Origin of the sequence: Luteimonas soli (assembly GCF_042648865.1) — a bacterium.
GTDB lineage: Bacteria > Pseudomonadota > Gammaproteobacteria > Xanthomonadales > Xanthomonadaceae > Luteimonas > Luteimonas soli.
Genome location: NZ_JBHRYA010000003.1, coordinates 489,781 through 515,252 on the forward strand (window position 1 = coordinate 489,781; position 25,472 = coordinate 515,252).

At 68.1% G+C, this 25,472-nt stretch carries 22 protein-coding genes; 5 read left to right on the top strand and 17 right to left on the bottom strand.

From position 1 onward, the window contains the following. Positions 1-95 precede the first annotated feature (95 nt). Positions 96-2,486 (top strand): phosphoenolpyruvate synthase, encoded by a 2,391-nt coding sequence (gene ppsA / locus ACFONC_RS05505; RefSeq protein ID WP_386742707.1) that lies wholly within the window; start codon positions 96-98, stop codon positions 2,484-2,486. 144 nt (positions 2,487-2,630) lie between these two features. Here the strand turns inward: ppsA and orn are convergent, their stop codons facing one another. The 6 genes from orn to folD form a co-directional block, all read right to left on the bottom strand. Further along, on the bottom strand, positions 2,631-3,197 hold the full coding sequence (gene orn, locus ACFONC_RS05510) for an oligoribonuclease (protein ID WP_386742708.1): 567 nt from the start codon (positions 3,195-3,197) through the stop codon (positions 2,631-2,633). A gap of 61 nt (positions 3,198-3,258) precedes the next feature. Next, a complete protein-coding gene (gene tadA, locus ACFONC_RS05515) occupies positions 3,259-3,738 on the bottom strand; it encodes a tRNA adenosine(34) deaminase TadA (RefSeq protein ID WP_386742709.1) in 480 nt (159 codons plus the stop codon). A gap of 85 nt (positions 3,739-3,823) precedes the next feature. Further along, a complete protein-coding gene (locus tag ACFONC_RS05520) occupies positions 3,824-4,249 on the bottom strand; it encodes a YciI family protein (RefSeq protein ID WP_386742710.1) in 426 nt (141 codons plus the stop codon). A gap of 148 nt (positions 4,250-4,397) precedes the next feature. Then, complete coding sequence (gene guaA, locus ACFONC_RS05525) at positions 4,398-6,026, bottom strand: glutamine-hydrolyzing GMP synthase (protein WP_386742711.1); 1,629 nt, start codon at positions 6,024-6,026, stop codon at positions 4,398-4,400. A 69-nt stretch (positions 6,027-6,095) separates the two neighbouring features. Next, positions 6,096-7,553, bottom strand: coding sequence for an IMP dehydrogenase (guaB, locus tag ACFONC_RS05530; protein WP_386742712.1), 1,458 nt, complete (start codon positions 7,551-7,553; stop codon positions 6,096-6,098). 111 nt (positions 7,554-7,664) lie between these two features. Continuing rightward, positions 7,665-8,540, bottom strand: coding sequence for a bifunctional methylenetetrahydrofolate dehydrogenase/methenyltetrahydrofolate cyclohydrolase FolD (gene folD, locus ACFONC_RS05535; RefSeq protein ID WP_386742713.1), 876 nt, complete (start codon positions 8,538-8,540; stop codon positions 7,665-7,667). Between the two features lie 65 nt (positions 8,541-8,605). Between folD and ACFONC_RS05540 the strand changes: the two genes are divergently transcribed. Next, entirely contained in the window at positions 8,606-8,920 is a 315-nt protein-coding gene (locus ACFONC_RS05540; protein ID WP_386742714.1) for a DUF1244 domain-containing protein, read from the top strand. Between the two features lie 88 nt (positions 8,921-9,008). Here the strand turns inward: ACFONC_RS05540 and ACFONC_RS05545 are convergent, their stop codons facing one another. The 11 genes from ACFONC_RS05545 to ndk form a co-directional block, all read right to left on the bottom strand. Continuing rightward, entirely contained in the window at positions 9,009-10,157 is a 1,149-nt protein-coding gene (locus tag ACFONC_RS05545) for a DUF2272 domain-containing protein (RefSeq protein ID WP_386742715.1), read from the bottom strand. Positions 10,158-10,341: 184 nt separating this feature from the next. Beyond that, entirely contained in the window at positions 10,342-11,481 is a 1,140-nt protein-coding gene (gene moeB, locus ACFONC_RS05550; protein WP_386742716.1) for a molybdopterin-synthase adenylyltransferase MoeB, read from the bottom strand. A 113-nt stretch (positions 11,482-11,594) separates the two neighbouring features. After that, on the bottom strand, positions 11,595-12,821 hold the full coding sequence (locus tag ACFONC_RS05555) for a molybdopterin molybdotransferase MoeA (protein WP_386743074.1): 1,227 nt from the start codon (positions 12,819-12,821) through the stop codon (positions 11,595-11,597). Between the two features lie 9 nt (positions 12,822-12,830). Continuing rightward, positions 12,831-13,424: a molybdenum cofactor guanylyltransferase gene (gene mobA / locus ACFONC_RS05560; protein ID WP_386742717.1), complete on the bottom strand. Its 594-nt coding sequence runs from the start codon at positions 13,422-13,424 to the stop codon at positions 12,831-12,833. 150 nt (positions 13,425-13,574) lie between these two features. Continuing rightward, on the bottom strand, positions 13,575-14,987 hold the full coding sequence (gene der, locus ACFONC_RS05565; protein WP_386742718.1) for a ribosome biogenesis GTPase Der: 1,413 nt from the start codon (positions 14,985-14,987) through the stop codon (positions 13,575-13,577). A 181-nt stretch (positions 14,988-15,168) separates the two neighbouring features. Continuing rightward, positions 15,169-16,350, bottom strand: a complete 1,182-nt coding sequence (bamB, locus tag ACFONC_RS05570) for an outer membrane protein assembly factor BamB (protein WP_386742719.1) — start codon at positions 16,348-16,350, stop codon at positions 15,169-15,171. Positions 16,351-16,391: 41 nt separating this feature from the next. Continuing rightward, positions 16,392-17,024: a YfgM family protein gene (locus ACFONC_RS05575; protein WP_386742720.1), complete on the bottom strand. Its 633-nt coding sequence runs from the start codon at positions 17,022-17,024 to the stop codon at positions 16,392-16,394. A gap of 167 nt (positions 17,025-17,191) precedes the next feature. Beyond that, entirely contained in the window at positions 17,192-18,001 is an 810-nt protein-coding gene (locus ACFONC_RS05580; RefSeq protein ID WP_386742721.1) for a helix-turn-helix domain-containing protein, read from the bottom strand. Next, complete coding sequence (gene pilW, locus ACFONC_RS05585) at positions 17,998-18,813, bottom strand: type IV pilus biogenesis/stability protein PilW (protein ID WP_386742722.1); 816 nt, start codon at positions 18,811-18,813, stop codon at positions 17,998-18,000. Before pilW ends, ACFONC_RS05580 begins: the two co-directional genes overlap by 4 nt. Further along, positions 18,800-19,969 (bottom strand): 23S rRNA (adenine(2503)-C(2))-methyltransferase RlmN, encoded by a 1,170-nt coding sequence (gene rlmN, locus ACFONC_RS05590; RefSeq protein ID WP_386742723.1) that lies wholly within the window; start codon positions 19,967-19,969, stop codon positions 18,800-18,802. Before rlmN ends, pilW begins: the two co-directional genes overlap by 14 nt. Before the next feature lie 141 nt (positions 19,970-20,110). Further along, on the bottom strand, positions 20,111-20,536 hold the full coding sequence (gene ndk / locus ACFONC_RS05595; protein ID WP_386742724.1) for a nucleoside-diphosphate kinase: 426 nt from the start codon (positions 20,534-20,536) through the stop codon (positions 20,111-20,113). Between the two features lie 215 nt (positions 20,537-20,751). On the opposite strand from ndk, the gene ACFONC_RS05600 reads away from it, so the two are divergent. From ACFONC_RS05600 to ACFONC_RS05610, 3 genes are all read left to right on the top strand, one after another. Continuing rightward, the gene (locus ACFONC_RS05600) at positions 20,752-21,369 is read left to right on the top strand and encodes a TetR/AcrR family transcriptional regulator (RefSeq protein ID WP_386742725.1); all 618 of its coding nucleotides are present in this window, start codon (positions 20,752-20,754) and stop codon (positions 21,367-21,369) included. Positions 21,370-21,485: 116 nt separating this feature from the next. Further along, positions 21,486-23,858, top strand: coding sequence for a 3-hydroxyacyl-CoA dehydrogenase/enoyl-CoA hydratase family protein (locus ACFONC_RS05605; protein ID WP_386742726.1), 2,373 nt, complete (start codon positions 21,486-21,488; stop codon positions 23,856-23,858). Between the two features lie 155 nt (positions 23,859-24,013). Next, positions 24,014-25,216, top strand: coding sequence for an acetyl-CoA C-acyltransferase (locus ACFONC_RS05610; RefSeq protein ID WP_386742727.1), 1,203 nt, complete (start codon positions 24,014-24,016; stop codon positions 25,214-25,216). The last annotated feature ends 256 nt before the right edge of the window (positions 25,217-25,472 follow it).

Below are 25,472 nucleotides of genomic sequence, written 5' to 3' on the forward strand. Positions count from 1 at the left end.
CGCGGTGTCTTGGGTTGCTAAAATAGCCAACTTCGGCCGGCCCTGCCCGCCTTTCCCCGTTTCCTCCACCGCCTGCACAACCCGGAGTGCCCGTCTTGAGCGCCCTCGCTTCCAGCAAAAACATCCTGTGGCTGCACGACCTGCGCCTGACCGACCTGGCCCAGGTCGGCGGCAAGAATTCCTCGCTCGGCGAGATGATCGGCGAACTCGCCGGGCTCGGCGTCTCGGTCCCGGGCGGCTTCGCGACCACGGCGGACGCATTCAAGGCCTTTATCGCCCACAACACCCTGCACCAACGCATCTTCGACCGCCTGGCCCCGCTGGACGTGGAAGACGTGCCGGCGCTGACCGCGGCCGGCAAGGAAATCCGCGGCTGGGTCATCGATGCGCCGCTGCAGCCCGAGCTCGACGCCGACATCCGCAAGGCCTACGCGCAGCTTTGCAGCGACAACGGCGGCGGCGACATCGCGGTCGCCGTGCGCTCCTCGGCCACCGCCGAGGACCTGCCAGACGCCTCCTTCGCCGGCCAGCAGGAAACCTTCCTCAACGTCACCGGCGCCGACGACGTGGTGCACAAGGTCAAGGAAGTCTTCGCCAGCCTCTACAACGACCGCGCGATCGCCTACCGCGTGCACCACGGCTTCAAGCACGAGGACGTGTTCCTGTCCGCCGGCGTGCAGCTGATGGTGCGCTCGGACGTGGGCGCCTCGGGCGTGCTGTTCACGCTCGACACCGAGTCCGGCTTCCGCGACGTGGTGTTCGTCACCTCCAGCTACGGCCTGGGCGAGATGGTCGTGCAGGGCGCGGTGAATCCGGACGAGTTCTACGTGTTCAAGCCGACGCTGGCCGCGGGCAAGCCGGCGATCCTGCGCCGCGCGCTGGGCAGCAAGCAGATCCGCATGGTCTATTCCGACGTGCCGGGCGAGCGCGTGCGTACCGAGGACACGCCGGCCGAACTGCGCAACCGCTTCTCGCTGTCCGACGAAGACGTGCACGAGCTGTCGAAGCAGGCGCTGGTGATCGAGAAGCACTACCAGCGCCCGATGGACATCGAATGGGCGAAGGACGGCGTCAGCGGCAAGCTGTTCATCGTGCAGGCGCGCCCGGAGACGGTGAAGTCGCGCGCCAAGGCGACCCAGATCGAACGCTTCCAGCTGGAAAATCGCGGCGACGTGGTCTGCGAAGGCCGCGCCATCGGCCAGAAGATCGGCAGCGGCGTGGCCCGCGTGGTGCGCTCGCTCGACGACATGAACCGCGTGCAGCCGGGCGACGTGCTGGTAGCAGACATGACCGACCCCGACTGGGAGCCGGTGATGAAGCGCGCCGCGGCCATCGTCACCAACCGCGGCGGCCGCACCTGCCACGCGGCGATCATCGCCCGCGAGCTGGGCGTGCCCGCCGTGGTCGGCACCGGCAACGCGCTGGACACGATCGAGGACGGCGCGCAGGTCACCGTGAGCTGTGCCGAGGGCGACACCGGCTTCATCTACGCCGGCACCCTGCCCTTCGAGCGCATCACCACCGACCTGACCTCGATGCCCGAGGCGCCGCTGAAGATCATGATGAACGTCGCCAACCCCGAGCGCGCGTTCGACTTCGGCCAGCTGCCCAACGCCGGCATCGGCCTGGCGCGGCTGGAAATGATCATCGCCAGCCATATCGGCGTGCATCCCAAGGCGCTGCTGGAATACGACGACCAGGACGCCGAGATCCGGAAGAAGATCGACGAGCGCATCGCCGGCTACGCCGGTCCGGTCGAGTTCTACGTCGACCGCCTGGCCGAGGGCATCGCCACCATCGCCGCGTCGGTGCATCCCAAGCCGGTGATCGTGCGCATGAGCGACTTCAAGTCCAACGAGTACGCCAACCTGCTCGGCGGCGCGCGCTACGAGCCGCACGAGGAAAACCCGATGATCGGCTTCCGCGGCGCCAGCCGTTACGTCGATCCGTCGTTCACCGAGGCGTTCGCGCTGGAATGCCGCGCCGTGCGCAAGGTGCGCAACGACATGGGCCTGGACAACGTCTGGGTGATGATCCCGTTCGTGCGCACGCTGGATGAGGGCCGCCGCGTGGTCGAGGTGCTGGAGAACAACGGCCTGAAGCAGGGCCGGGACGGCCTGAAGATCATCATGATGTGCGAGGTGCCGTCGAACGCGCTGCTGGCCGAAGAGTTCCTGGAGATCTTCGACGGCTTCTCGATCGGCTCCAACGACCTGACCCAACTCACGCTCGGCCTGGACCGCGACTCGTCGATCGTCGCCTCGCTGTTCGACGAGCGCGATCCGGCGGTGAAGAAGCTGCTGTCGATGGCGATCAAGACCGCGCGCGCCAAGGGCAAGTACGTCGGCATCTGCGGCCAGGGCCCGAGCGACCACCCGGACCTGGCGCAGTGGCTGATGGACGAGGGCATCGAGTCGGTGTCGCTGAACCCGGACACCGTGGTCGATACCTGGCTGAAGCTGGCCAAGTCCAAGGCTTCGGCCTGACGGAAGCCGATGCGAGGCCGGCGAACAGCCGGCCTCTCTTGTTGTTGCGGGAGCGGCTTCAGCCGCGGGCTTTTACTGGCGATTCGTTGTCAGCGGAAAGCTCGCGGCTGAAGCCGCTCCCACACTGTCTTGGCAAGGATGCGCCTAGTGCGGCGCGCCGAACACGCCCATCGCCGTGCGGTAATGCTTCAGCTCCGCGATCGAATCACGCACGTCGCTCAGCGCAGTATGCGACGACTCCTTGCGCACGCCCGCAAGCACCTCTGGCGCCCAGCGACGCGCAAGCTCCTTGATCGTACTCACGTCAAGGTTGCGGTAGTGGAAGTGTCGTTCCAGCGACGGCATCAGCCGGTGCAGGAAGCGGCGGTCCTGGCAGATCGAGTTGCCGCACATCGGCGACTGTCCCGGCCCGACCCACTGCTGCAGGAATTCCAGCGTGCGCGCTTCGGCCTCGGCCATCGGCACACTCTCTTCCAGCACGCGGCGCCACAGCCCCGACTTGCCGTGCTGGGTCCGGTTCCAGTCGTCCATCGCCTCCAGCGTGGACAGCGGATGGGAGATGGCAAGCTCGGGACCGTCGGCGAGGATGTTGAGTTCGGAATCCGTCACCACAGTTGCGATCTCGATGATCGAGTCGCGATCGGTGTCGAGCCCGGTCATTTCCAGGTCGATCCAGATCAACCTGCCGTCGTGAGCGCCATTGCCTGCCATGGATGTCCTTTGCTGCCGAATCAACGCGACATCATAGCGCCGTCGGCAGTGGCCGCTGCGCTCAGGTCAGCGGCGCCTGCCCGCGACGGCGGCGGAACCAGTTGGTCAGCCGCCTGCCGGCCTCGTCGCCGAGCACGCCACCGAGTACCTCGACGCGATGGTTGTGGCTCGGGTCGGCCAGCAGGTCGAACACGCTGCCGGCCGCGCCGGTCTTCGGGTCGCGTGCACCGAAGACCACCCGCGCCAGTCGCGCATGCACCATCGCCATCGCGCACATCGCGCACGGCTCCAGGGTCACATACAGCGTGCAGCCGATCAGGCGATGGTTGCCCAGCGCCCTGCCCGCTTCGCGCATCGCCACGATCTCCGCGTGCGCGGTGGGGTCATGCTCGCCGATGTTGCGGTTCCAGCCCTCGCCCACCACGTTGCCCGTCGCATCGACCAGCACCGCGCCGACCGGGATCTCGTCGTCCTCGCGTTCGGCGCGATCGGCCAGTTCGAGCGCCCGCCGCATCCAGGATTCGTCTAAGGCGGTGCCCATGTCCATTCCATTGTTCGCATGCTTGCGGAAAATCCGTTGTGCAGCCCGCCGGGATGCTGACTGACAACGTTGCCAGCCAACCGCATCAGGCAACGCCGAGCTTGCCGCGCTCTCCGCCACGAGGTGTCGCCAGCTCCTCGGGCGTCACGAACCCGGTCAGGTCTTCGGCCTCGTAGAACGGCAGGATTTCCATGATGCTGTCCGCAGTCAACGGTGCACGCTTTACCCAGGCCAGGGCTTCCTTCATGTCCCGGACCTCCCAAATCTCGAAGCCGGCGACCAGTTCCCTGCTCTCGGTGAACGGCCCGTCGATGATTGCGAGCTCGGTTCCATCGTAGGTGATCCGCTTCGCTTCCGCGCCATTCTTCAGGCCTGCTGCGGCAACGAAGACGCCGGCTTTGACCAGCTCTTCGTTGAACCGGTCCATTGCCTCGAACGCCTCGAGCGCTTCGGGCGTGGGAGTGCTCATATCGCCGATTTCAGTGGCTTTGACAAACACCATGACGCGCATCGTCTCTCTCCTGGTTTGAGCCCGCCCCATTGGCGCCTCTTACCGGGACGACGAGCGAGGTTCTGGAAAATCGACAATGCTCATGAAATCTTGAGAAAAGTACGCTAATTTATTGTATTTACTACGATACAAGCTGTGGCATATTGCACTACTCCCACTCGATCGTCGCCGGCGGCTTGCCGCTGATGTCATAGACCACCCGCGAGACGCCGCGCACCTCGTTGATGATGCGGTTGGACACGCGGCCGAGGAAGTCGTACGGCAGGTGCGCCCAGTGCGCGGTCATGAAGTCGATGGTTTCCACCGCGCGCAGCGCGATCACCCACTCGTAGGCGCGTGCGTCGCCGACCACGCCGACCGACTTCACCGGCAGGAACACCGCGAATGCCTGGCTGGTCTTGTCATACAGGTCGGCCTTGCGCAGTTCGTCGATGAAGATCGCGTCCGCGCGCGCAAGCAGTTCGGCGTACTCGGGCTTCACCTCGCCGAGGATGCGCACGCCCAGGCCCGGGCCCGGGAACGGATGCCGGTAGACCATCTCGCGCGGCAGGCCGAGTTCGACGCCCAGGCGTCGCACCTCGTCCTTGAACAGTTCGCGCAGCGGCTCGACCAGGCCGAGCTTCATGTTGTCCGGCAGGCCACCGACGTTGTGATGGCTCTTGATCACGTGCGCCTTGCCGGTCTTGCTGCCGGCCGACTCGATCACGTCGGGGTAGATCGTGCCCTGCGCCAGCCAGCGGGCGTTCTTCAGCTTCGCCGATTCCTCGTCGAAGATCTCGATGAACAGGTTGCCGATGATCTTGCGCTTGGCTTCGGGGTCGGTGACGCCCCTGAGCTTGTCGAAATAGCGGTCGCGCGCGTCGACGCGGATCACGCGCACGCCCATGTGCTCGGCCATGGTCGCCATGACCTGGTCGCCTTCCTGCCAGCGCAGCAGGCCGGTGTCGACGAACACGCAGGTCAGCTGGTCGCCGATCGCCTTGTGCAGCAGCGCCGCGACCACGGACGAATCGACGCCGCCCGACAGGCCGAGGATCACCTCGTCCCCGCCCACCTGCTCGCGCACGCGCGCGATTTGGTCGTCGATGATGTGGGCGGCCGTCCACAGCGTCGCGCAGCCGCAGATGTCGACGGCGAAGCGGCGCAGCATGTCCTGCCCGGACTTGGTGTGCGTGACTTCGGGATGGAACTGCACGCCGTACCAGCGCTTGTCGTCGTTGGCGAATGCGGCGACCGGCACGCGATCGGTGCGCGCGGTGACGGTGAAGCCCGGCGGCGCCTTCGACACGTGGTCGCCGTGGCTCATCCACACGTCCAGCCGCGGCGGCGTGCCGGGGTGGTCCTTCAGCCCTTCGAACAGGCGGTCGGCGGCGACCAGTGTCACTTCGGCATGGCCGTACTCGCGCGCATCGGCGGCTTCGGTCTCGCCGCCGAGCTGCTTGGCCATCGTCTGCATGCCGTAGCAGATGCCCAGCAGCGGCAAGCCGCTGTCGAAGACCTGCGCAGGCGCGGCCGGTGCGCACTGCCCGGTGGTCGACTCCGGGCCGCCCGACAGGATGATGCCCTTCGGCGCGAACTTCGCGATCTCGTCCGGGTCGTGGTCCCAGGCCCAGATTTCGCAGTAGACGCCCAGCTCGCGGATGCGGCGCGCGATCAGCTGCGTGTACTGCGCGCCGAAGTCGAGGATGAGGAGCTTGTCGTCATGAATCCGGGATTCGGGATGACCAGCCGTTCGGCTGTTGGAAGCCGGGATTCGGGATTCGGAAACGCTCGCCATGCCTTTTCTCAGTTCCTGCTGTTGCTTTGCCAATCCCGAATCCCCAATCCCGAATCCCGCGGGCCGGCGTCAGCCGGCGCGATAGTTCGGCGGTTCCTTCGTGATCTGCACGTCGTGCACGTGGCTCTCGCGCTGGCCGGCGCCGGTGATCTTCACGAACTTCGGCTTGCTGCGCATTTCCTCGACGGTCGCGCAGCCAACGTAGCCCATGGTCGAACGCAGGCCGCCCGCGAGCTGGTGCACGACGCCGCTCAGCGGACCGCGGTACGGGACGCGGCCCTCGATGCCTTCGGGCACCAGCTTGTCGGCGTCGCTGCTGTCCTGGAAATAGCGGTCCTTTGACCCCTTCTCCATCGCCGCCAGCGAACCCATGCCGCGATAGCTCTTGTAGCTGCGGCCCTGGTAGAGCTCGGTTTCGCCGGGGGTTTCCTCGGTGCCGGCGAACAGGCCGCCGATCATCACTGTCGACGCACCGGCCACCAGCGCCTTGCCGATGTCGCCCGAATAGCGGATGCCGCCGTCGGCGATCAACGGGATGCGGTCCTGCAGGGCTTCGGCGACCATGTCGACCGCGGTCACTTGCGGCACTCCCACGCCCGCGACCACGCGCGTGGTGCAGATCGAACCGGGGCCGACGCCAACCTTCACCGCGTCCGCGCCGGCATCCATCAGCGCCAGCGCGGCGTCGCCGGTGACGATGTTGCCGCCGACCACCTGCAGCTTCGGGTAGTTTTTCTTGGCCCAGGCCACGCGATCGAGCACGCCCTGCGAATGGCCGTGCGCGGTATCGACGATGATCACGTCCACGCCGGCAGCGGCGAGCAGTTCGATGCGCTTCTCGGTGTCGCCGCCCACGCCGACCGCGGCGCCGACAAGCAGGCTCTCCGAGGCGTCCTTGGCGGCGTTGGGGTTGTCGTGCGCCTTCTGGATGTCCTTGACGGTGATCAGGCCGCGCAGCTCGAAGCCGTCGTTGACCACCAGCACCTTCTCGATGCGGTGCTTGTGCAGCAGCTGCAGCACTTCTTCTTCGCTTGCGCCCTCGCGCACTGTGACCAGGCGCTCCTTGCGGGTCATCACGTTGCGCACCGGATCGTCGAGCTTGCTTTCGAAACGCATGTCGCGCCCGGTGACGATGCCGACCAGCTGCCCGCCGTCGACCACCGGCACGCCGGAGATGTTGCGCGCACGCGTGAGCTTGAGCACTTCGCCGATCGTGGTTTGCGGACCGACCGTGAACGGTTCGCGGATCACGCCGGCCTCGAAATTCTTGACCCGCGCCACTTCCTCGGCCTGGCGCTGGGCGCTCATGTTCTTGTGCACGATGCCGATGCCGCCGAGCTGGGCCATTGCGATCGCCAGGCGCGATTCGGTGACCGTGTCCATCGCCGCCGAGATGATCGGCATGTTCAGGCGCAGGTCGCGGGTCAACCGGGTGGCGAGGGAGACGTCCTTGGGCAGGACAGTCGAATGGGCGGGGACGAGCGAAACGTCGTCGTAGGTCAGTGCTTCAGCCTGGATGCGCAGCATGGGAGTGCCGGTGGGGTGAAGCACGGCATTGTATCGCGAATGCGGGGCGATCCGGAGGGGGCGGAGCCCATCGAAACACGGTGGGAGCCGCTCCCACGAGAGCCCAAGGCGTCAGCCCGCGTCCGCGGCCTCGGCGGCTTCCAGCGTGTTCTGCATCAGGGTGGCGACGGTCATCGGCCCCACCCCGCCCGGTACCGGGGTGATCCAGCTGGCCCGCTGCGCCGCCTCGGCGAAGCCGACGTCGCCCACCAGGCGGCCGTCGTCGAGCCGGTTGATGCCCACGTCGATCACCACCGCGCCCGGCTTGACCCAGTCGCCGGGGATCAGCCCGGGACGGCCGACGGCCACCACCAGGATGTCGGCCTCGCCCACGTGCCGGCGCAACACGTCCGGCGGGGTGAACTTGTGGCAAGCGGTGGTGGTGCAGCCGGCGATCAGCAGCTCCAGCGCCATCGGCCGGCCGACGTGGTTGGACACGCCCACGATCGTCGCGCTCTGCCCGCGCACCGGCCTGTCGGTGTAGGCCAGCAGCGTAGTGATGCCGCGCGGCGTGCAGGGGCGCAGGCCGAACTGGCGCAGCGCCAGGTGGCCGACGTTCTCCGGATGGAAGCCGTCGACGTCCTTGCGCGGGTCGATGCGGTGGATCAGGCGGGTGGCGTCGGGGATGCCCGGCAGCGGCAGCTGCACGAGGATGCCGTGCACGGCCGGGTCGGCGTTGAGGCGGTCGATCAGGGCCAGCAGCTCGGCCTCGCTGGCGCCATCCGGGAAATCGTGGTCGAAAGCCTGGATACCGACTTTCTGCGCGGCGCGGCGCTTGTTGCGCACGTAGGACTGCGAGGCCGGATCGCCGCCCACCAGCACCACCGCCAGCCCCGGCCTCCGCTTGCCGGCCGCCAGGCGCGCATCGACCTGCACCTTGAGCGAGTCGAGCAGGTCCTCGGCAATCCCCTTGCCGTCGAGGATGCGGGCGGTGGTCGGTTCGGTCATGCGCGGCGGCCTGGGTGCGGCGAAAGCGCTATTGTCCCCGATTCCCCCGCTTCGACGCGAACGCGATGACCGACCAGGACACTCCCGCCGACACCACCGCCATCGAGGCTGCCGCATTCCGCCGCCTGCTCGCGCACCTGATGCGCGAACGGCCGGACGTGCAGAACATCGACCTGATGATCGACGCCGGCTTCTGCCGCAATTGCCTTGCCGACTGGTACCGCGAGGCTGCCGCCGAACGCGGCATCGGGCTGACGAAGGAGCAGGCGCGCGAAGCGGTCTACGGGGAACCCTTCCCGCAGTGGAAGGACAGGCACCAACGCGAGGCGACGCCAGCCCAGTTGGCTGCTTTCGCGGCGCTGCAGTCGGGCAAGGGCTGAGCGCAACCGCCTCCCGCCTCCCACCTCGTAGGAGCGGCGGAAAGCCGCGAAGCCGTCGCGCACCAAGCGATCGCGGCATCCACCGCTCCTACGGGGCTGGCGATGTTCCCACCGGACAGCGCGGCATGTTGGAGCCGACCACGCAGTTCACGCAGCACTTGCCCGGTGCGGCGGGCGGCGCTGGCGCGGGTCGGATCGGCGCTGGACGCACGGGCGCGGGCGTGCCGGCCGGGCAGCGCGGGACGCCGGAGCCGACCACGCAGTTCACGCAGCACTGCGGCGATGCCTGCGGCTGCGGACTGCCGGACGGCACCAGCATCGGCGGCGCCGGCAGCCTCGCAAGCTGCGCCCCCGGCCGCAGCTGCAGCAGCACCGCCCAGTCCTGGCGACTGGCGTTGCAGGCCGATGGCGCGTCCGGCGAACATGCGGGCGCGCCCGCCGAGCGCATCGGCAGGTCGGCGAACTGGCCGCCCGGCGTGAGCCGCAGCAGCCGCATCGTCACCCCGTCGAGGACGTTGCCGCCGACCAGGTAGGCAATCCCGTCGTTGTCGGGATCTGCTGCGACCACGATGTCGCAGTGCATGCCCAGCCCTGCCTCGTTGCCGCTCAGCAGTCCGGCCAGGCCACCGAAGCCGTAGATGCGCGAGGCGACCCGCACGTAGCACAGCAGGTCACCGGGCTGCGGGCGGGCGGATGCGGGATTGGCCACCTGGTAGGCGTTGCCGGACGGGTCGCGGTAGGCGTCGCGCACGTAGTTCACGTGGCTGGCAGACCCATTGAAGCCGGGTACCTGCGCGCGCCGCATCACCCAGGAGACGAACGCGGCCGACCACGGCGTGTCGACCACGAACGCACGGCACGACGGCGAGACATACTGGCTCATGCCGGCGTAGCGGCAGTCGCTCGCACCCGGCCGTCCGGCCGCGCTTCCCAGCAGGCCGCTGCCGCGCCAGTACTCCACCACCCGCAGCCACGCCGGCTGGCCGTTGGCGAGCAGGCCGGTCTCCGCTTCGCGCACGCGCGAGCCGGCGTAGTGGCCATCGAGGTCGATGAAGGGGCGGTACCAGAGCTGGTGCTCCTCGCAGGCCGCCGCGGCGATGCGCGTGGCCACCACGGGGGATGCGGTCTGCGCGCGCAGCAGGGGGCATGGGTCGGCGGCGGCAGCCGGTATCGGCAAGGCCAGCGCGAGCCATGACGCACAGGCGAGCAGGAGTTTCGTTAGGTTGGCTGCCGTCATTGCTGCCTGCATCCTGCTGACCAGTGCGCAGCGTAATGCAGATGGCCGGCGTGTTCGTTCACGTCTTGACGACCTCGTGGGAGCGGCTCCAGCCGCGAGTTCTTCTGGATTGCGATATCCAGGGAGGAGCTCGCGGTTGAAGCCGCTCCTACCGGGTTCGCGCTGGCATGGGTGCCAGGAGGAATCAGGCGCCGCTGCAGAACGCGGCGTAGTCGATGTAGCCGGGGAATGGGCGGCCGCGGGCGCACAGGGGGCAGTCGGGATCCGGCGGCAGCCGGGTTTCGCGGAAGCGCATCGACAGCGCGTCGAAGTGCAGCAGCCGCCCGGTGAGCGGGTCGCCGACGTGCAGCAGCAGCTTGAGCACCTCGGTGGCCTCCAGCATCCCGACCACGCCGGGCAGCACGCCGAGCACCCCGGCTTCGCTGCAGTTGGGCGCGGCCTCAGGCGGCGGCGGCTCCGGGAACAGGCAGCGGTAGCACGGCGCCACGCCGCGCTGGCGACCGGCGTCGAACACGCTCACCTGGCCCTCGAACCGGTGCACCGCACCGTACACCAGCGGCTTGCCGAGCTTCACGCAGGCATCGTTGAGCAGGTAGCGCACGGGGAAGTTGTCGGCGCCGTCGAGGACCACGTCCACGTCCTCCAGCAGCCGCTCGACGTTGGCCGACGTCACGCGCTCGGCCACCGTCTCGATTTCGGTCCGCGGGTTGAGCGCCGACAGGCGCGTCGCGGCCGAATCGACCTTGGGCATGCCGATGTCGGCATCGGCATGCAGGATCTGGCGCTGCAGGTTGCTGCGGTCGACCACGTCGTCGTCGGCGATGCGCAGGTGGCCCACGCCCGCGGCGGCCAGATAGAACGCGGCCGGCGACCCGAGCCCGCCGGCGCCGATCATCAGCACCCGCGCCAGCTCCAGTCGCCGCTGCCCGCGCATGCCGATTTCCGGCAGCAGCAGGTGGCGCGAATAGCGATCGTGGAAGTCGTGGTCGATCTCGACGTCCGTCTCCGGCCGGGTCAGCGGCAGGCCGTCCGCGGTCCAGCGCAGCGTGCCACCGCGCACGGAAACGACGTTGCGGTAGCCAAGGCGTTGCAGCACTTCGGCCGCGAGCATCGAGCGCCCGCCGCTCTGGCAGATCAGCATCAGCTCGGTATCGTGGTCGGCGAAGTGGAAGGTCGGGTCTTCCTCGAGTTCGGCCCGGGCGATGCCGCGCGCGCCCTCGGCCATGCCCAGCTCGCGCTCGTGGTCCTCGCGCACGTCGACAAGCACGGCGCCCTGCGATTGCCGCAAGTGTGCTTCGCGGGGAGTGATTTCCGGAGTCGCCATGGGGCGATTATCGCGGAAAAAGTGGATGTGGTCGGCCGGACCGCTGTGTTCCATCGCCGGGTTCGACCGCCGGTCGGGTGTCCGCGCGGCGGGTCAACCCGGGGCAATACGAATCAATACGGAAGCACGTCGACCACCGCGCCGGCCGGATACTCGCGCGCGCCCTCCCCAAGCACGATCAGCGCGTCCGAATCAGCGGCCGCACGCATGCGGTGCGAGCCATCGGCGGGGTTCGGCTCGACTTCCAGGCTGCCATCCGCGCACGAGCGCAGTCGCCCGCGCAGGAACTCGAGCCGCTCATGCACCTTGTTCCACGGCGCGGCGAGGCGCGCATGCCACTGCGGGCGCGGCGCCGCCCTGCCCTGCATCCGGTCCAGCAGTGGCCGCCCAAGCGCCAGGTACGTCGCCAGCACCGATACCGGGTTGCCCGGCAGGCAGAGGAACAGCGCGTCGCCGAGACTGCCCCCGCTTGCGAACAGCACCGGCATCCCGGGCTTCATTCGCACTTTCCAGAAATGCACGTCGCCCTGTGCCTGCAGCAGCGCCGGAATGTGGTCCTTCTCTCCGGCCGAGACCGCGCCGCAGGTCAGCACCACGTCGAAGGCATTGCCGGCGTGGCGCAGCGCGGATTCCACCTGCGCCGGATCGTCGGGCAGCGTCGGCCACGCAACCGGCTCCAGGCCGTCGGCGCGCAGCAGGCCCATCAGCTGTTCGCGGTTGGAGTTGTAGATCTGGCCCGGCTCGAGCGGCAGGCCGGGCTCGACCAGTTCGTCGCCGGTGGTGAACACGGCGACCGTGGGGCGCCGCGCGACCTCGAGTTCGGCCAGTCCCTGCGACGAGGCGAGCGCGATGCGGGCGGGAGTCAGCGTGTCGCCGGCTTCGAGCACGCGTTCGCCGGCCCGCGAGTCCTCCCCTGCCCTGCGCACGTGCTGGCCGGGCTTCGGCGCGGCGAGGATGACGACGCGATCGCCTTCGAGGCGGGTGTTTTCCTTCATCACGACCGTGTCCGCGCCCGCAGGCAGCGGCGCGCCGGTGGTGATGCGCACGCACTGGCCGGCACCGACGCCGAGCTCGAGCGTGGGTCCGGCGAACTGTTCGCCGACCAGTTGCAGCGTGATTCCGGCTTCGCCACCCAGGTCCGCGTGCCGCAGGGCAAAACCGTCCATGGCGGAATTGTCGAACGGCGGCTGCGCGATGCCGGCGATCACCTCGCGCGCGAGGATATGGCCGTGGGCGCGCGCCAGCGCGATGCGTTCGACCGGCATGCGGTGCGCTTGCGCAACGCGTTCGATGATCGTGCGCGCCTGGTCGAAGGAAATGCGGGTCGGGAACATGTCCAGCCGTCCTGATCAGGGCGTGATGCCGGCGACGGCGAGGTCGTCGGGCGTGTTGAGGTTGCCGAAACGCAGTCCGGCAAGGCGCACAGGCGCCATCCCCATGCGCGCCTGCAGTGCATGTACGGCGAAGTCGCCGCCGGACGCCAGCGCTTTCGCCGCCTCGATGCGCAGGATCTCGACGCGCCACAGCGCGACCAGCGGCTGCGGGCCATCGTCGTCCTCGGCCCATGCGCCGCGCGGGCCGGCCGCGCGCAGGCTGCGGACCAGGCAATCGTTCACGTCGACCACGTCCACGGGCACCGTCAGCAGCCACGGCGTCTGGCATGCGGCGGCCAGCGCTTCGATCCCGCCGAGCGGGCCGATGTCCGCGATGCGGTCGTGGATCGGGCGCAATCCGTGCGACAGGTAGTGCTCGGCGTTGCGATTGGCGCTGACGAGGGTGGCGACGACTTCCGGTGCGAGTCGCTGCGCCAGCGCCAGCACCAGCGGCTTGCCTGCGCGCTCCAGCCAGGCCTTGTCGCGCCCTCCCAGGCGCGTGGCGCGGCCGCCGGCGAGGATGCCGAGGGTGATGCCGTCGTGCGGGGCGGGAACGAGGTGTGCAGTCATGACGACAGGATAGGCCGTCCTCGATTCCTGCAGGAGCGGCGGCAGGCGCGAGCTTTCGCGCCGCGTTGGAACGTCGGGGGTTCGCGGCTGCCGCCCCTCCTGCCGGCGGCTGCGCTGGAGCCGCGTCGTCGTCGGGGGCGTAGCCCCGACCTACTTGCGCTTGACGTGGCGGATCAGGCGCTTCTTCTTCGCCACCTGACGCTCGCTCAGGACGTTCTTCTTGTCCTTGTACGGATTCTCGCCTTCCTTGAACACGAAGCGCACCGGCGTGCCAACGAGCTTGAAGCGCTTGCGGAAGAAGTTCTCGAGATAGCGGCGATAGGTCTCGGAGAGGGTCTTCAGGCGGGTGCCGTGGACGATGAACGTCGGCGGGTTCTCGGCGCCCGGATGGGCGAAGCGCAGCTTGGCGACGTGGCCGCGCACCACCGGCGGCGGGTTGGTCTCGTAGGCGATCTCGAGTGCGCGAGTGATCTCGGCCGTGCTGAACTTGCGCGTGGCCGAATCATGCGCACGATGGATGGCGCGGAACAGCTCGCGCAGCCCGGACCCATGCCTGGCGCTGATGCGCACGGCTTCGGCCCACTGCACGAAGGCCAGCTTGCGCGACAGCAGGGCCTCGACCTGGCTGCGCTGGTAGTCGCTCAGGCCGTCCCACTTGTTGACCGCGACCACCAGAGCGCGGCCGGCGTCGAGCACCGCACCAAGCACGCTGGCGTCCTGCTCGGTCACGCCTTCGCTGGCATCGAGCATGATCACCGCGACCTGGCACTGTTCGATCGCCTGCAGGGTCTTGATGATCGAGAAGGTTTCCACCGCCTCGTCCACTTTCGACTTGCGGCGGATGCCGGCGGTGTCGACAAGGCGGTACTTGCGGCCGTCGCGTTCGAGATCGACTGCAATCGAATCGCGCGTGGTGCCGGCGACGTCGGAGGCGATCATCCGCTCCTCGCCGAGGATGCGGTTGACCAGGGTCGACTTGCCTACGTTGGGACGGCCGACGAAGGCCACGCGCACGCGTTCGGGATCGTCGTCCGGCACGGCGGCGTCGCCATCGGGAGGCAGTCGCTCGAGTACTTTTTCCAGCAGTGGATCGATGCCCTGCCGGTGCGCGGACGAAACCGCGAACACATCGTCGAAGCCGTAGCGGGAAAACTCGGCCAGCGCCGCGCGCGCGTCGACGCCGTCGGTCTTGTTGACCACCAGGAAGGTCGGCCGGCCAGCCTTGCGCAGCCAGCGCAGGATGTCGTCGTCCAGCGCCGAAGGCCCTTCGCGGCCGTCGACCACGAACAGCACCAGGTCGGCCTCTTCCGCTCCGGCGCGGGCCTGGCGCGCGGTGGCGCCGGCAAGATTGCCGCTTTCGAGGTGGGTGTTCTCGCCGGCGATGCCGCCGGTGTCGACCAGCACGAACGGCCGGTCCTCGACCAGCCGGCAGACGCCGTAGTTGCGATCGCGGGTGACGCCGGGCTCGTCGTGAACGAGCGCATCGCGGGTACGCGTCAGCGCGTTGAACAGCGTCGATTTACCGACGTTTGGACGACCGACAAGGGCGACGAGGGGGAGCATGGGAGGGGCCGGGATTGAGAGCGGGAATCGGGAATCGATGGCGACTCGCGACTGCACCAGCTACCTGTTTCCCATGCTTGAACCTTGTTGACGGTAGTAATGAGGTCGGCGGAAAGCCTTCACGGGGCCAGCGGTGGGGAGCTTCTTTTTCGATTCTCCATTCCCGCCGCCATACCCGGCTTTACTCGACGCGATAGGCGCTGAGCCCACCATCGGTGTCTTCGGCGACGAGGATGCCGTCGACCACGACCGGTGGAGCACGCAGGGCGTCCCTGGAGGCGCGGGTGCGCGCGGCCAGTTCGCCCGTGTCCAGGCTGAGCCAGTGCAGGTAGCCATCGTAGTCGCCGACGACCGCGTAGTTGCCCTGGACCGCGGGCGAGGTCAGGCTGCGGCGCGCCATTGCCGGCTGCGACCACAGTGCGCTGCCGCTGTTCTTGTCCAGTGCCCAGACGATGCCGTCGGGATCGGTCACCACGACGCGGTCCGGCGCGATGCCGACCCGGCCCGGACCGCCGCTGTCGTGCGCCCAGATCGGACGCCCGCTCGGCGCTTCGATCGCCAGCGTCTGGCGCTTGAAGCTGGTGGCATACAGGGTCGCGCCGTCCAGCACCGGGGTGCCGTCGACGTCGGCCATGCGCTCGAGTTCGGTGCGCCCGTCGGGCTGGGCGATCACCTGGCTCCAGATTTCATGGCCGTCCGCCACGGCCAGCGCGGTCACGGTGCCGTCGTCGTTGCCGACGAACAGATAGCCCGGGCCGAGCGACGGTGCGTCGTTGCCGCGAACGGTGAGCAGCGGCATGTCATGGGCCCAGAACCACCGACGCTCGCCGGTGGCCGCGTCGAACGCGGTGACGCGGCCATCGTTGGAACGCACGAAAGCCATGCCCTGCCCGACCGCAGGCGCAGCGATGACTTCGTTGGCAACCTTGGCCCGCCACCTCTCGGCGCCGGTGGCCGCATCGAGCGCGATCACGTCGCCCTCCAGGCTGCCAACCACGACCAGCCCGTCGCCGACGCCGGGGCCGCCGGACAGTGCGAGGTCCGAATCGAAGCTCCACAGCGTGGCCCCGGTCTGCAGGTCGAACGCCTGCACGCCACCTTCGACCGCCGCCGCGTAAACGCGGCCATCGGCAATGGCCGGCGCCTGGCGGACGCCGAGCAGCCCTTCGCCCTTGCCGGCCTTGGCGGACCACAGCTCGGTGACGGTCGCGGTGGGCGCGAATTCGGTCAGTTCCGACGGCTCGGCGGATTTGTCCTTGTCCTTGCCGTCGAACCAGCCCTTGATCGTGCTGCAGCCGGCGAGTGCGAATACGCACAGCAGCACCCCGGCCGCGCGTGCGGCCCTGCTGCGGGTCGTGGTCATCGTATGGTTCATCGGGCCATGCTTCTTCAGGTCAGGCTTCATCAGATCGACGCCTCGGGCTTGGCGGGCGACCCGCCCACGTCGGTGAGCTTGAGTTCGACCAGGCGGCGTCCCGGCGAAGCGACATCGAGTTTGGCCAGGACTTCGGAATAGGACTTGCGTGCTTCCTCGCGCTTGCCGAGCGCCACGTGGGCGTCGCCGCGGACCTCGAGGCTGGACGGATCGTCCGCGTCGCCCAGCACCTGCAGGGCTTCCCCTGCCTTGCCTGCGTCGATCAGCAGCCGCGCCAGGCGCTGGCGCAGGATCTGCTGCAGGGCGGGATTCGGCGATTCCGCGCCGCGGAGCGTGGCGATGGCGGCATCACGCTGCCCGGCGTCGACCTGCGCCTTGGCCAGGTCGAGCACCGCCAGCGGCGCGTAGGGCGTGTCCCCGAGGGCGGCGGCCTGCGACTGCGCCTTCGTGATGTCCTTGGCCGCGAGGCTGTCGAGCATCGCCTGGTAATCGTTGCCTGCCTGCATGTCGGCACGGGCCTGCCGGCTGCCCCACCACTGCCAACCGATGATCAGCGCCAGTCCGAGGATGACGCCGCCGATGAGGCCGGCGCCGTTGCTGCGCAACCAGGCCAGGACGCGTTCGCTTTGTTCGTGTTCGTCGAGCAGATCGTCAATTGCCATGGGGAAGCTGCGTTTCTCCCGCCCGGCGACGCGCGCAGGGCGTGTGTGGAAGGGGCTGGCCGCGGCGGGCCGACACTACCAGACCAGCCGGGCACGGGGCCGGCTGGTCGTGGCTGGATTCATGCGCCGTTGCCGGAACGCAGGAACTCGCTGGACCCGCTTGCGGGTCAGTTGGAGACCGGCGCGAGGGAACCGTCAGAGGATACCGTAAAGCGCGCCACGTTCGCGCGCATGTAGGGCTCCAGGTCCTGGACGTCGCCACTGATGCGCAGTTCGACCGCCGAAGCGTTGCCGAGCACCAGGTGGCCGACTTCGCCGGCCGCGTAGCTGCGGGTGTCGCCCGCCGTGAGCAGGGCTTGCTCGATGCTGCGGCCGTCGGGCGCGACCACCTGTACCCAGCTGTCGCCGGAGAACCGCAGCGACAGCGCCGGTGCTGCGGCCGCGTGGCGCTGTGGCAGCGAGGCCATCGAGGCGACCACGGTCGACGGCTCGCTGGAAGCGGGTTTCGGACGTTCTGCGCTCACTGCCAGCTTGTCCGCCGGCAGATCAAGCGGCGCCGCCTCCTGGACGCCGGCCATGTGCGACTGGGTGGCGACCCAGACCGGCAGGATGATCAGCGCGGTGATGACGATGTAGACCAGGCGCCCACCGACCTGGTCGGCGATGCGCTGCATGCGCGGCGTGTGCGTCCGCGACACCAGCGGGGTCGGTTCGATCGGCGCGACCCCCGAAGCCATCTGCACCGGCTGGACCGGCAGGCCGAGCAGGCGCGAGTAGCTGCGCAGCTGCCCCCGCACGAACACCGGCGCACCGATGCGGTCCCATTCCTCGGCCTCGAGCGCCTCGATGAAGCGCGATGGTGTCTTCAGGCGCGAGGCGACCTCGGCCACGCTCAGCCCGGCTGCTTCGCGCGCGGCGCGCAGGCGCTGGCCACAGGCGTGTTCATTGTCCGCCAGGCTCTGGTTGGGCGGCATCATTGACTGCTTCCCCCGGATTGGACCGTCCCCGATTGCGGGAATTCCGCCCGCAAACGCTGAACATAACGAGCGGCGGCTGCCCTGTCGCCAAGTTTTTCTTCGATTTGTGACGCAAGTAGGAGCACGGCCGGCGTTGCCGGGGCAGCCGCCAGGCGCCGCTGCGAAAACGCGCGCGCGTCCATGTAATGACCGTTCCGGTATTGGTAGCGGGCCAACGCCTCGAGCGCGGTCGCATCGACGGGGTCGAGCGACAGCGCTTCGCGCAAATTGCGCTCGACATTGGCCGTCTGCCCGGCCTTGAGGGCGCAGGAGCCTGCGTTGGCAAGCGCGGAAGCGCGCTGGCGGTAGATGGGGTCGGCAAGCGCCCGGTCAAACCAGGCCAGCGACTCGGCCGCGCGGCCGTTGCCGCACAGCCAGGCGCCGTAGTTGTTCAGCGCCGTGCCCTGCTCCGGGGCCAACTCCGCGGCGCGGGCGTAGTAGCCCCCTGCGCGCTCGTTGTTGCCGCGCCGGTCCTCGACGACGGCCAGCAGCGTATTGGCATCGGCAGACCGCTCATCGATCTCCAGCGCCGCCCCGGCCTCCTTCGCGGCTTCGTCCAGCAGGCCCCGGCGCAGCGCGTTGGTCGCCAGCGCGAGGTGGCCGCGCACTTCCGTGCGGCGTTTTGTTTCAGGGGTGTCGCGAAACTCGTAGTCAGGCGTGAGGTCTTCGTAATCGCGGCTGCCCATGTCCGGCTTGATGAAGGTCAGGCGCGAACAGGCACTCGCCAGCAACACCAGTGCGACCACGCAGGCGATGGCGCTAAGCGGCCGCATCGGCGCCTCCGGCGGGGACACTGGCGGCCTGTGCCTGCAGCCGCTTGTTGTGCTCGGCCTGGCGGCGGGTACGGTCGGCGACCTGGCCCTTGAGCTGGCCGCAGGCGGCGTCGATGTCGTCGCCGCGCGTGCGCCGCACTGGCGCGATCATGCCGGCGTTGTTGAGCAGTTTCTGGAAGCCGCGGATGGCCTCCTCGTCCGGGCGCTGGAAACGCGTGCCCGGGAACGGGTTGAACGGGATCAGGTTGACCTTGGCCGCGTCCTTCATCTGCACGCGGCGGTCGAAGTCGCGCATCAGGCGCAGCAGCCCGCGCGCGTGCTCGGGCTGGTCGTTGACGTCCTTCATCAGCGTGTACTCGAAGGTCACCGACTCGCCCTTCTTGCGCAGCGCGTAGCGCACGCAGGCGTCCATCAGCTGTTCGATCGGGTACTTGCGGTTGAGCGGGACCAGCTCGCTGCGCAGCTCGTCGGTCGGCGCATGCAGCGACACCGCGAGCGACACATCGCTCTCCTCGCCCAACCGGTCGATCATCGGCACCATGCCGGCGGTCGACAGCGTGACGCGCTTGTTGGCCAGGCCGTAGCCCAGGTCGTCACGCATGATGCTCATCGCGCGCACCACGTTGTCGAAATTCATCAACGGCTCGCCCATGCCCATCATCACCACGTTGGTGAGCTTGCGCTGCTTGTGCGGCACGTTGCCCAGGTGGCGCGCGGCGACCCACACCTGGCCGATGATCTCGGCGGTGGACAGGTTGCGGTTGAAGCCCTGGGTGGCGGTGGAACAGAACTGGCAGTTGAGCGCGCAGCCCACCTGCGACGACACGCACAGCGTGCCGCGCCCCTTGTCGGGGATGAACACCGCTTCGATGGCGTTCTTGCCGTCCATGCCGAGCAGCCACTTGTGAGTGCCGTCGGCGGAGGGCTTCTCGAACTGGACCTGCGGCACGCGGACTTCCGCATGCGTTTCGAGCTTGGCGCGCAGCGCCTTGCCCAGGTCGGTCATCTCGTTGAAGTCGGTGACGTGGCGATGGTGGATCCACTTCATCACCTGGTGCGCGCGGTAACGCTTCTCGCCGAGCGTGTCGGCGAAAAAGTCTTCCAGCCTCGCGCGGTCGAGGTCCAGGAGGTTCTGCTTGGCGACTGTTTCGTTCACTGGACTTCGGAAATCAAAACGCTTGCCACGGATCGACACGAATGCCACGAGTCAAAGCGACGACCGCGGAGCGCGTCGCGCGCCCGGCCTGTCTTCGCGTTTGCTCCATCCACGTTCATTCGTGTAATCCGTGGCAAAAAATCAACGTGCGTAAACGTCCGTCGAGGGGAAGAAGTACGCGATCTCGACGGCAGCCGTTTCCGGCGCGTCCGAACCGTGCACCGCATTGGCGTCGATCGAATCGGCGAAGTCGGCGCGGATCGTTCCGGCGTCGGCTTCCTTCGGGTTGGTCGCACCCATCAGTTCGCGGTTCTTCGCGATCGCGCCTTCGCCTTCGAGCACCTGGATCATCACCGGGCCGCTGATCATGAACTCCACCAGCGCGTTGAAGAACGGGCGCTCGCGGTGCACGGCGTAGAAGCCTTCGGCTTCCTTGCGCGAGAGGTGCTTCATCTTCGCGGCGGCGACCTTCAGGCCGGCCTTTTCGAAACGCGAATAGATTTCGCCGATGACGTTCTTGGCGACGGCGTCGGGCTTGATGATCGAGAGGGTGCGCTCCAGCGCCATGGGATTTTCTCCGGTCAGGCGGGCCGCAGGGCGGTGCGACCCAAAGGGTAACATGGAAAAACCCGCGTACGGACGCGGGTTTAGCCGACTTGGCTGCGGGCAATTCTAGACGAAAGCCCGCCTCCCCGCACCTGTTATTCGAGGCCGGCGTTTGACCCGGGGGCGCCCCCGGGACTACGATCAAACAAGCGTTTGATTCGTCTTCCGGGGAGCCGATGGCCAACACCCAATTCTCGACCAAGGACCGCATCCTCGGCGCCGCCGAGGAACTGTTCGCCCAGCACGGCTTCAGCGGTACCTCGCTGCGCCAGGTGACCAGCCGGGCCGACGTCAACATCGCGGCGGTCAACTACCACTTCGGCAGCAAGGAGAACCTGGTGACCGAAGTGTTCCGGCGGCGCATGGACGACATGAGCGCGCAGCGCCTGGCGCTCCTGAAGCAGGCGCAGGAACAGTCGCCCGGTGAACTGGAGCCGATCCTGGCCGCCTTCGTCGAGCCCGCCCTGGCGCTGGCCCAGGACCGCAACGGCGGCGGCGCCTTTATCCGGGTCATTGCGCGGGCGTACGCCGAGAAGAACGACGGCCTGCGCAAGTTCCTGTCCGAGCGCTACGGCCACGTGCTGCGCGATTTCGCCCGGGCCATCGCGACCTGCGTTCCCGAGCTGACCAAGGAACAGCTGTACTGGCGCCTGGACTTCCTGGCCGGCGCCCTGACCTACGCCATGGCCGATTTCGGTCTGATCAAACGCCCCTCCGGCGTCAGCGATACCAGCCATCGGAGCAAGGCCGCGCAGGAGCTGATCCGGTTTGCCGCAGCCGGCTTCAAGAGCTGACTTGCCGCGGATTCGCACGGATGACACGGATCAAAAGCTGGTTCCTGCGCCTTGATCGGCGTTGAGCGGCTTTTATCCGCGGCCTGAATATTTTTATTTTCAAGGAGATAGAGTAAATGTCTGACAAACTGCTTGTACGCCGGGCCGCGGTGCTCGGCGCGGGCGTCATGGGCGCGCAGATCGCCGCGCACCTCACCAACGCCGGCGTCGATACCGTGCTGTTCGACCTGCCCGCCAAGGAAGGCGACCCGAACGGCATCGTGCTCAAGGCGATCGGCAACCTGGGCAAGCTCAGCCCGGCGCCGCTGGCCTCGAAGTCGCTGGCGGCGGCCATCGTGCCGGCCAACTACGAGGTCGGCCTGCAGAAGCTCAAGGACTGCGACCTCATCATCGAGGCCATCGCCGAGCGCATGGACTGGAAGCAGGACCTGTACGAAAAGATCGCCCCGTTCGTGGCCGACCACGCCGTGCTGGCCAGCAACACCTCGGGCCTGGGCATCAACAAGCTGGCCGAAGTGCTGCCGGAAAAGCTGCGCCACCGCTTCTGCGGCGTGCACTTCTTCAACCCGCCGCGCTACATGCACCTGGCCGAACTGATCCCGGCCAAGGGCACCGACAAGGCGGTGCTGGAGGGGCTGGAAACCTTCCTCACCACCACGCTCGGCAAGGGCGTGGTCTACGCCCGCGACACCCCCAACTTCATCGGCAACCGGATCGGCGTGTTCTCGATCCTGTCGACCATCCACCACACCGCCGAGAGCGGCCTGGGCTTCGACGAGGTCGACGCCCTGACCGGCCCGCTGGTCGGGCGGCCGAAGTCGGCGACCTACCGCACCTCGGACGTGGTCGGCCTGGACACCATGGCCCACGTCATCAAGACGATGGCCGACACCCTGCCCGACGATCCGTGGCACAAGTACTTCAAGTCGCCCAAGTGGCTCACGGCGCTGATCGAGAAGGGCGCGCTGGGCCAGAAGACCGGTGCCGGCATCTTCCGCAAGGTCGGCAAGGACATCCTCGTCCTCGACCTGAAACAGCAGGACTACCGGCCGGCGGATCGCAAGGCCGCCGATGAAGTCGTCGAGATCCTGAAAACCAAGGACCCGGTGGCGAAGTTCGCCGCGCTGCGCGCCAGCGAACACCCGCAGGCGAAGTTCCTGTGGGCCGTGTTCCGCGACCTGTTCCACTACTCGGCCTACCACCTGGCCGACATCGCGCAGACCGCGCGCGACGTGGACCTGGCAATCCGTTGGGGCTACGGCTGGTCGCTGGGGCCGTTCGAGACCTGGCAGGCCGCGGGCTGGAAGCAGGTGGCGCAGTGGATCGCCGACGACATCGTCGCCGGCAAGGCGATGAGCGACGCGCCGCTGCCGGACTGGGTGTTCGACGGCCGCGACGGCGTGCATTCGGCCGAGGGCAGCTACAGCCCCGGCAAGAATGCCCGCCTGCCCCGCTCCACCCTGCCGGTCTACAAGCGCCAACGCTTCCCCGATCCGCTGCTGGGCGAATCGTTCCCGCAGGGCGAAACCGTGTTCGAGAACGACGGCATCCGCCTCTGGACGGACGGCGACGACATCGCCGTGGCCTCGTTCAAGACCAAGATGCAGACCGTGTCCGACCAGGTGCTCGACGGCCTGCAGGAAGCGGTCGCGCGCGCCGAGCGCGACTTCGCCGGCATGGTGATCTGGCAGCCGAAGGAACCGTTCTCCGCCGGCGCGGACCTGGCCGGCGCGCTGGGCCTGCTGCAGGCGGGCAAGGTGGATGCGTTCGAGGCGATGGTCGCCAACTTCCAGGCCACCAGCCAGCGAATCAAGTACTCGCTGGTGCCGGTGGTGGCCGCGGTGCGCGGACTGGCGCTGGGCGGTGGCTGCGAGTTCCAGATGCATTCGGCGCGCACGGTCGCGCACCTGGAGAGCTACATTGGCCTGGTCGAGGCCGGCGTCGGCCTGCTGCCGGCCGGTGGCGGGCTGAAGGAACTGGCCGTGCGCGCTTCCCAGGCCGCCGGCCCGAACGGCGACGTGTTCGCCGAGCTGAAGAAGGTGTTCGAGACCGTGGCGATGGCCAAGGTGTCGACGTCGGCGATGGAGGCGAAGGAACTCGGCCTGCTGCGCGACCAGGACAAGGTGGTTTTCCACGCCCACGAACTGCTTTACGTCGCCAGGCAGCAGGCGCGCGCACTGGCCGAAAGCGGCTACCGCCCGCCCCTGCCCGCCCGCCGCATCCGCGTCGCCGGCGACGTCGGCATCGCCACCTTCCGCATGCTGCTGGTCAACATGCTGGAGGGCCGCTTCATCAGCGAGTACGACGACGAGATCGCCACCCGCATCGCCACCGTGCTGTGCGGCGGCGAAGTCGATCGCGGCGCGGTGGTCGACGAAGAATGGCTGCTGCGCCTGGAGCGCAAGCACTTCGTCGAACTCGCGCAGCAGGAAAAGACCCAGGCGCGTATCGGGCACATGCTCAAGACCGGCAAGCCTTTGCGCAACTGACGTTGCGCGGGATTGGGGATTCGGGATTCGCGAGATCGGATTCCGGATTCCCGCCAACACCACATTCCGCCGGGTACGGGGGATCGTTCGGACAACGGGATGCGCTTTTCGAATCCCAAATCCCGAATCCCAAATCCCGGCTTTCGGAGAAAGCCATGAAACAGATCCAGGACGCCTACATCGTCGCCGCCACCCGCACCCCGGTGGGCAAGGCGCCCAAGGGCGTGTTCCGCAACACCCGTCCGGACGACATGCTCGCCCACGTGCTCAAGGCCGTGGTCGCGCAGGCGCCGGGCATCGACGTCAACCGCATCGAGGACGCGATCATCGGCTGCGCCATGCCCGAAGGCGAGCAAGGCATGAACGTGGCGCGCATCGGCGTGCTGCTGGCCGGCCTGCCGAACACGATCGCGGCGCAGACCATCAACCGCTTCTGCTCCTCCGGCCTGCAGGCCGTGGCGCTGGCGGCCGACCAGATCCGGCTCGGCAACAGCGACCTGGTCCTGGCCGGCGGCACCGAGTCGATGTCGATGGTGCCGATGATGGGCAACAAGGTCGCGCTGTCGCCGAGCGTGTTCAAGGACGACCACGTCGCCATCGCCTACGGCATGGGCATCACCGCCGAGAAGGTGGCCGAGGAATGGAAGGTCTCGCGCGAGGACCAGGACGCGTTCGCGCTGGCTTCGCACCAGAAGGCGCTGGCGGCGATGAAGGCCGGCGAGTTCCGCGACGAGATCACACCCTACGAAGTGGTCTCGCGCCAGCCGGACCTGGGCGGCAATACCATCCGCCAGAAGAAGCTGCTGGTGGAAAACGACGAAGGCCCGCGTCCGGACACCTCGCCCGAGGGCCTGGCGAAGCTGCGTCCCGTGTTCCGCAACGGCCAGTTCGGCGGCACGGTCACCGCCGGCAACTCGTCGCAGATGAGCGACGGCGCCGGCGCGGTGCTGCTGGCCTCCGAGCAGGCGATCAAGGACTACGGGCTGACGCCGCTGGCGCGGTTCGTGTCGTTCTCGGTGGCCGGCGTGCGTCCGGAAGTGATGGGCATCGGGCCGATCGCCGCGATCCCCAAGGCGCTGAAGCAGGCGGGCCTGACGAAGGACCAGATGGACTGGATCGAACTCAACGAAGCCTTCGCCGCGCAGGCGCTGGCGGTGATCCGCGATTCGGAGCTGGATCCCGACAAGGTCAACCCGCTCGGCGGCGCGATCGCGCTGGGTCATCCGCTCGGCGCCACCGGCGCGGTACGCACCGCCACCATCGTCCACGGCCTGCGCCGTCGCCAGCAGAAGTACGGCATGGTGACGATGTGCATCGGCACCGGCATGGGTGCGGCGGGGATCTTCGAGGCCCTTTGAGACTCGCGGGCGCGTAGCGCCTGCACTCAGTTCCTTCCCCTTCAAGGGGTGAAAAGGAGCGCTTGCGAGCCGCAGGCTCGCGCGACGATGAAGACCACGCGCGCTGCGCGTGGCCGGACAGGCAAGGATGGGATGAAAAGTCGCGGTCGCGGCTGTATCGCGACTGCACTGAACGAACTCCTTTCCCTTCAAGGGGAAGGCAAGGATGGGGATGGGTTTCCGTGAGGCCGAGGTAACTTCGCAACCTCAGCCGGAA

Excerpts from the sequence above, each read along its gene's own strand:
- orn (WP_386742708.1), bottom strand. The coding sequence starts at position 3,197 with ATGGCAGGCAATGGCGCTCACGACGGCAGGTTGATCTGGATCGACCTG.
- tadA (WP_386742709.1), bottom strand. The coding sequence starts at position 3,738 with ATGGGCACCGCCTTAGACGAATCCTGGATGCGGCGGGCGCTCGAACTG.
- ACFONC_RS05520 (WP_386742710.1), bottom strand. The coding sequence starts at position 4,249 with ATGCGCGTCATGGTGTTTGTCAAAGCCACTGAAATCGGCGATATGAGC.
- guaA (WP_386742711.1), bottom strand. The coding sequence starts at position 6,026 with ATGGCGAGCGTTTCCGAATCCCGAATCCCGGCTTCCAACAGCCGAACG.
- guaB (WP_386742712.1), bottom strand. The coding sequence starts at position 7,553 with ATGCTGCGCATCCAGGCTGAAGCACTGACCTACGACGACGTTTCGCTC.
- folD (WP_386742713.1), bottom strand. The coding sequence starts at position 8,540 with ATGACCGAACCGACCACCGCCCGCATCCTCGACGGCAAGGGGATTGCC.
- ACFONC_RS05540 (WP_386742714.1), top strand. The coding sequence starts at position 8,606 with ATGACCGACCAGGACACTCCCGCCGACACCACCGCCATCGAGGCTGCC.
- ACFONC_RS05545 (WP_386742715.1), bottom strand. The coding sequence starts at position 10,157 with ATGACGGCAGCCAACCTAACGAAACTCCTGCTCGCCTGTGCGTCATGG.
- moeB (WP_386742716.1), bottom strand. The coding sequence starts at position 11,481 with ATGGCGACTCCGGAAATCACTCCCCGCGAAGCACACTTGCGGCAATCG.
- mobA (WP_386742717.1), bottom strand. The coding sequence starts at position 13,424 with ATGACTGCACACCTCGTTCCCGCCCCGCACGACGGCATCACCCTCGGC.
- der (WP_386742718.1), bottom strand. The coding sequence starts at position 14,987 with ATGCTCCCCCTCGTCGCCCTTGTCGGTCGTCCAAACGTCGGTAAATCG.
- bamB (WP_386742719.1), bottom strand. The coding sequence starts at position 16,350 with ATGACCACGACCCGCAGCAGGGCCGCACGCGCGGCCGGGGTGCTGCTG.
- ACFONC_RS05575 (WP_386742720.1), bottom strand. The coding sequence starts at position 17,024 with ATGGCAATTGACGATCTGCTCGACGAACACGAACAAAGCGAACGCGTC.
- ACFONC_RS05580 (WP_386742721.1), bottom strand. The coding sequence starts at position 18,001 with ATGATGCCGCCCAACCAGAGCCTGGCGGACAATGAACACGCCTGTGGC.
- pilW (WP_386742722.1), bottom strand. The coding sequence starts at position 18,813 with ATGCGGCCGCTTAGCGCCATCGCCTGCGTGGTCGCACTGGTGTTGCTG.
- ndk (WP_386742724.1), bottom strand. The coding sequence starts at position 20,536 with ATGGCGCTGGAGCGCACCCTCTCGATCATCAAGCCCGACGCCGTCGCC.
- ACFONC_RS05600 (WP_386742725.1), top strand. The coding sequence starts at position 20,752 with ATGGCCAACACCCAATTCTCGACCAAGGACCGCATCCTCGGCGCCGCC.
- ACFONC_RS05605 (WP_386742726.1), top strand. The coding sequence starts at position 21,486 with ATGTCTGACAAACTGCTTGTACGCCGGGCCGCGGTGCTCGGCGCGGGC.
- ACFONC_RS05610 (WP_386742727.1), top strand. The coding sequence starts at position 24,014 with ATGAAACAGATCCAGGACGCCTACATCGTCGCCGCCACCCGCACCCCG.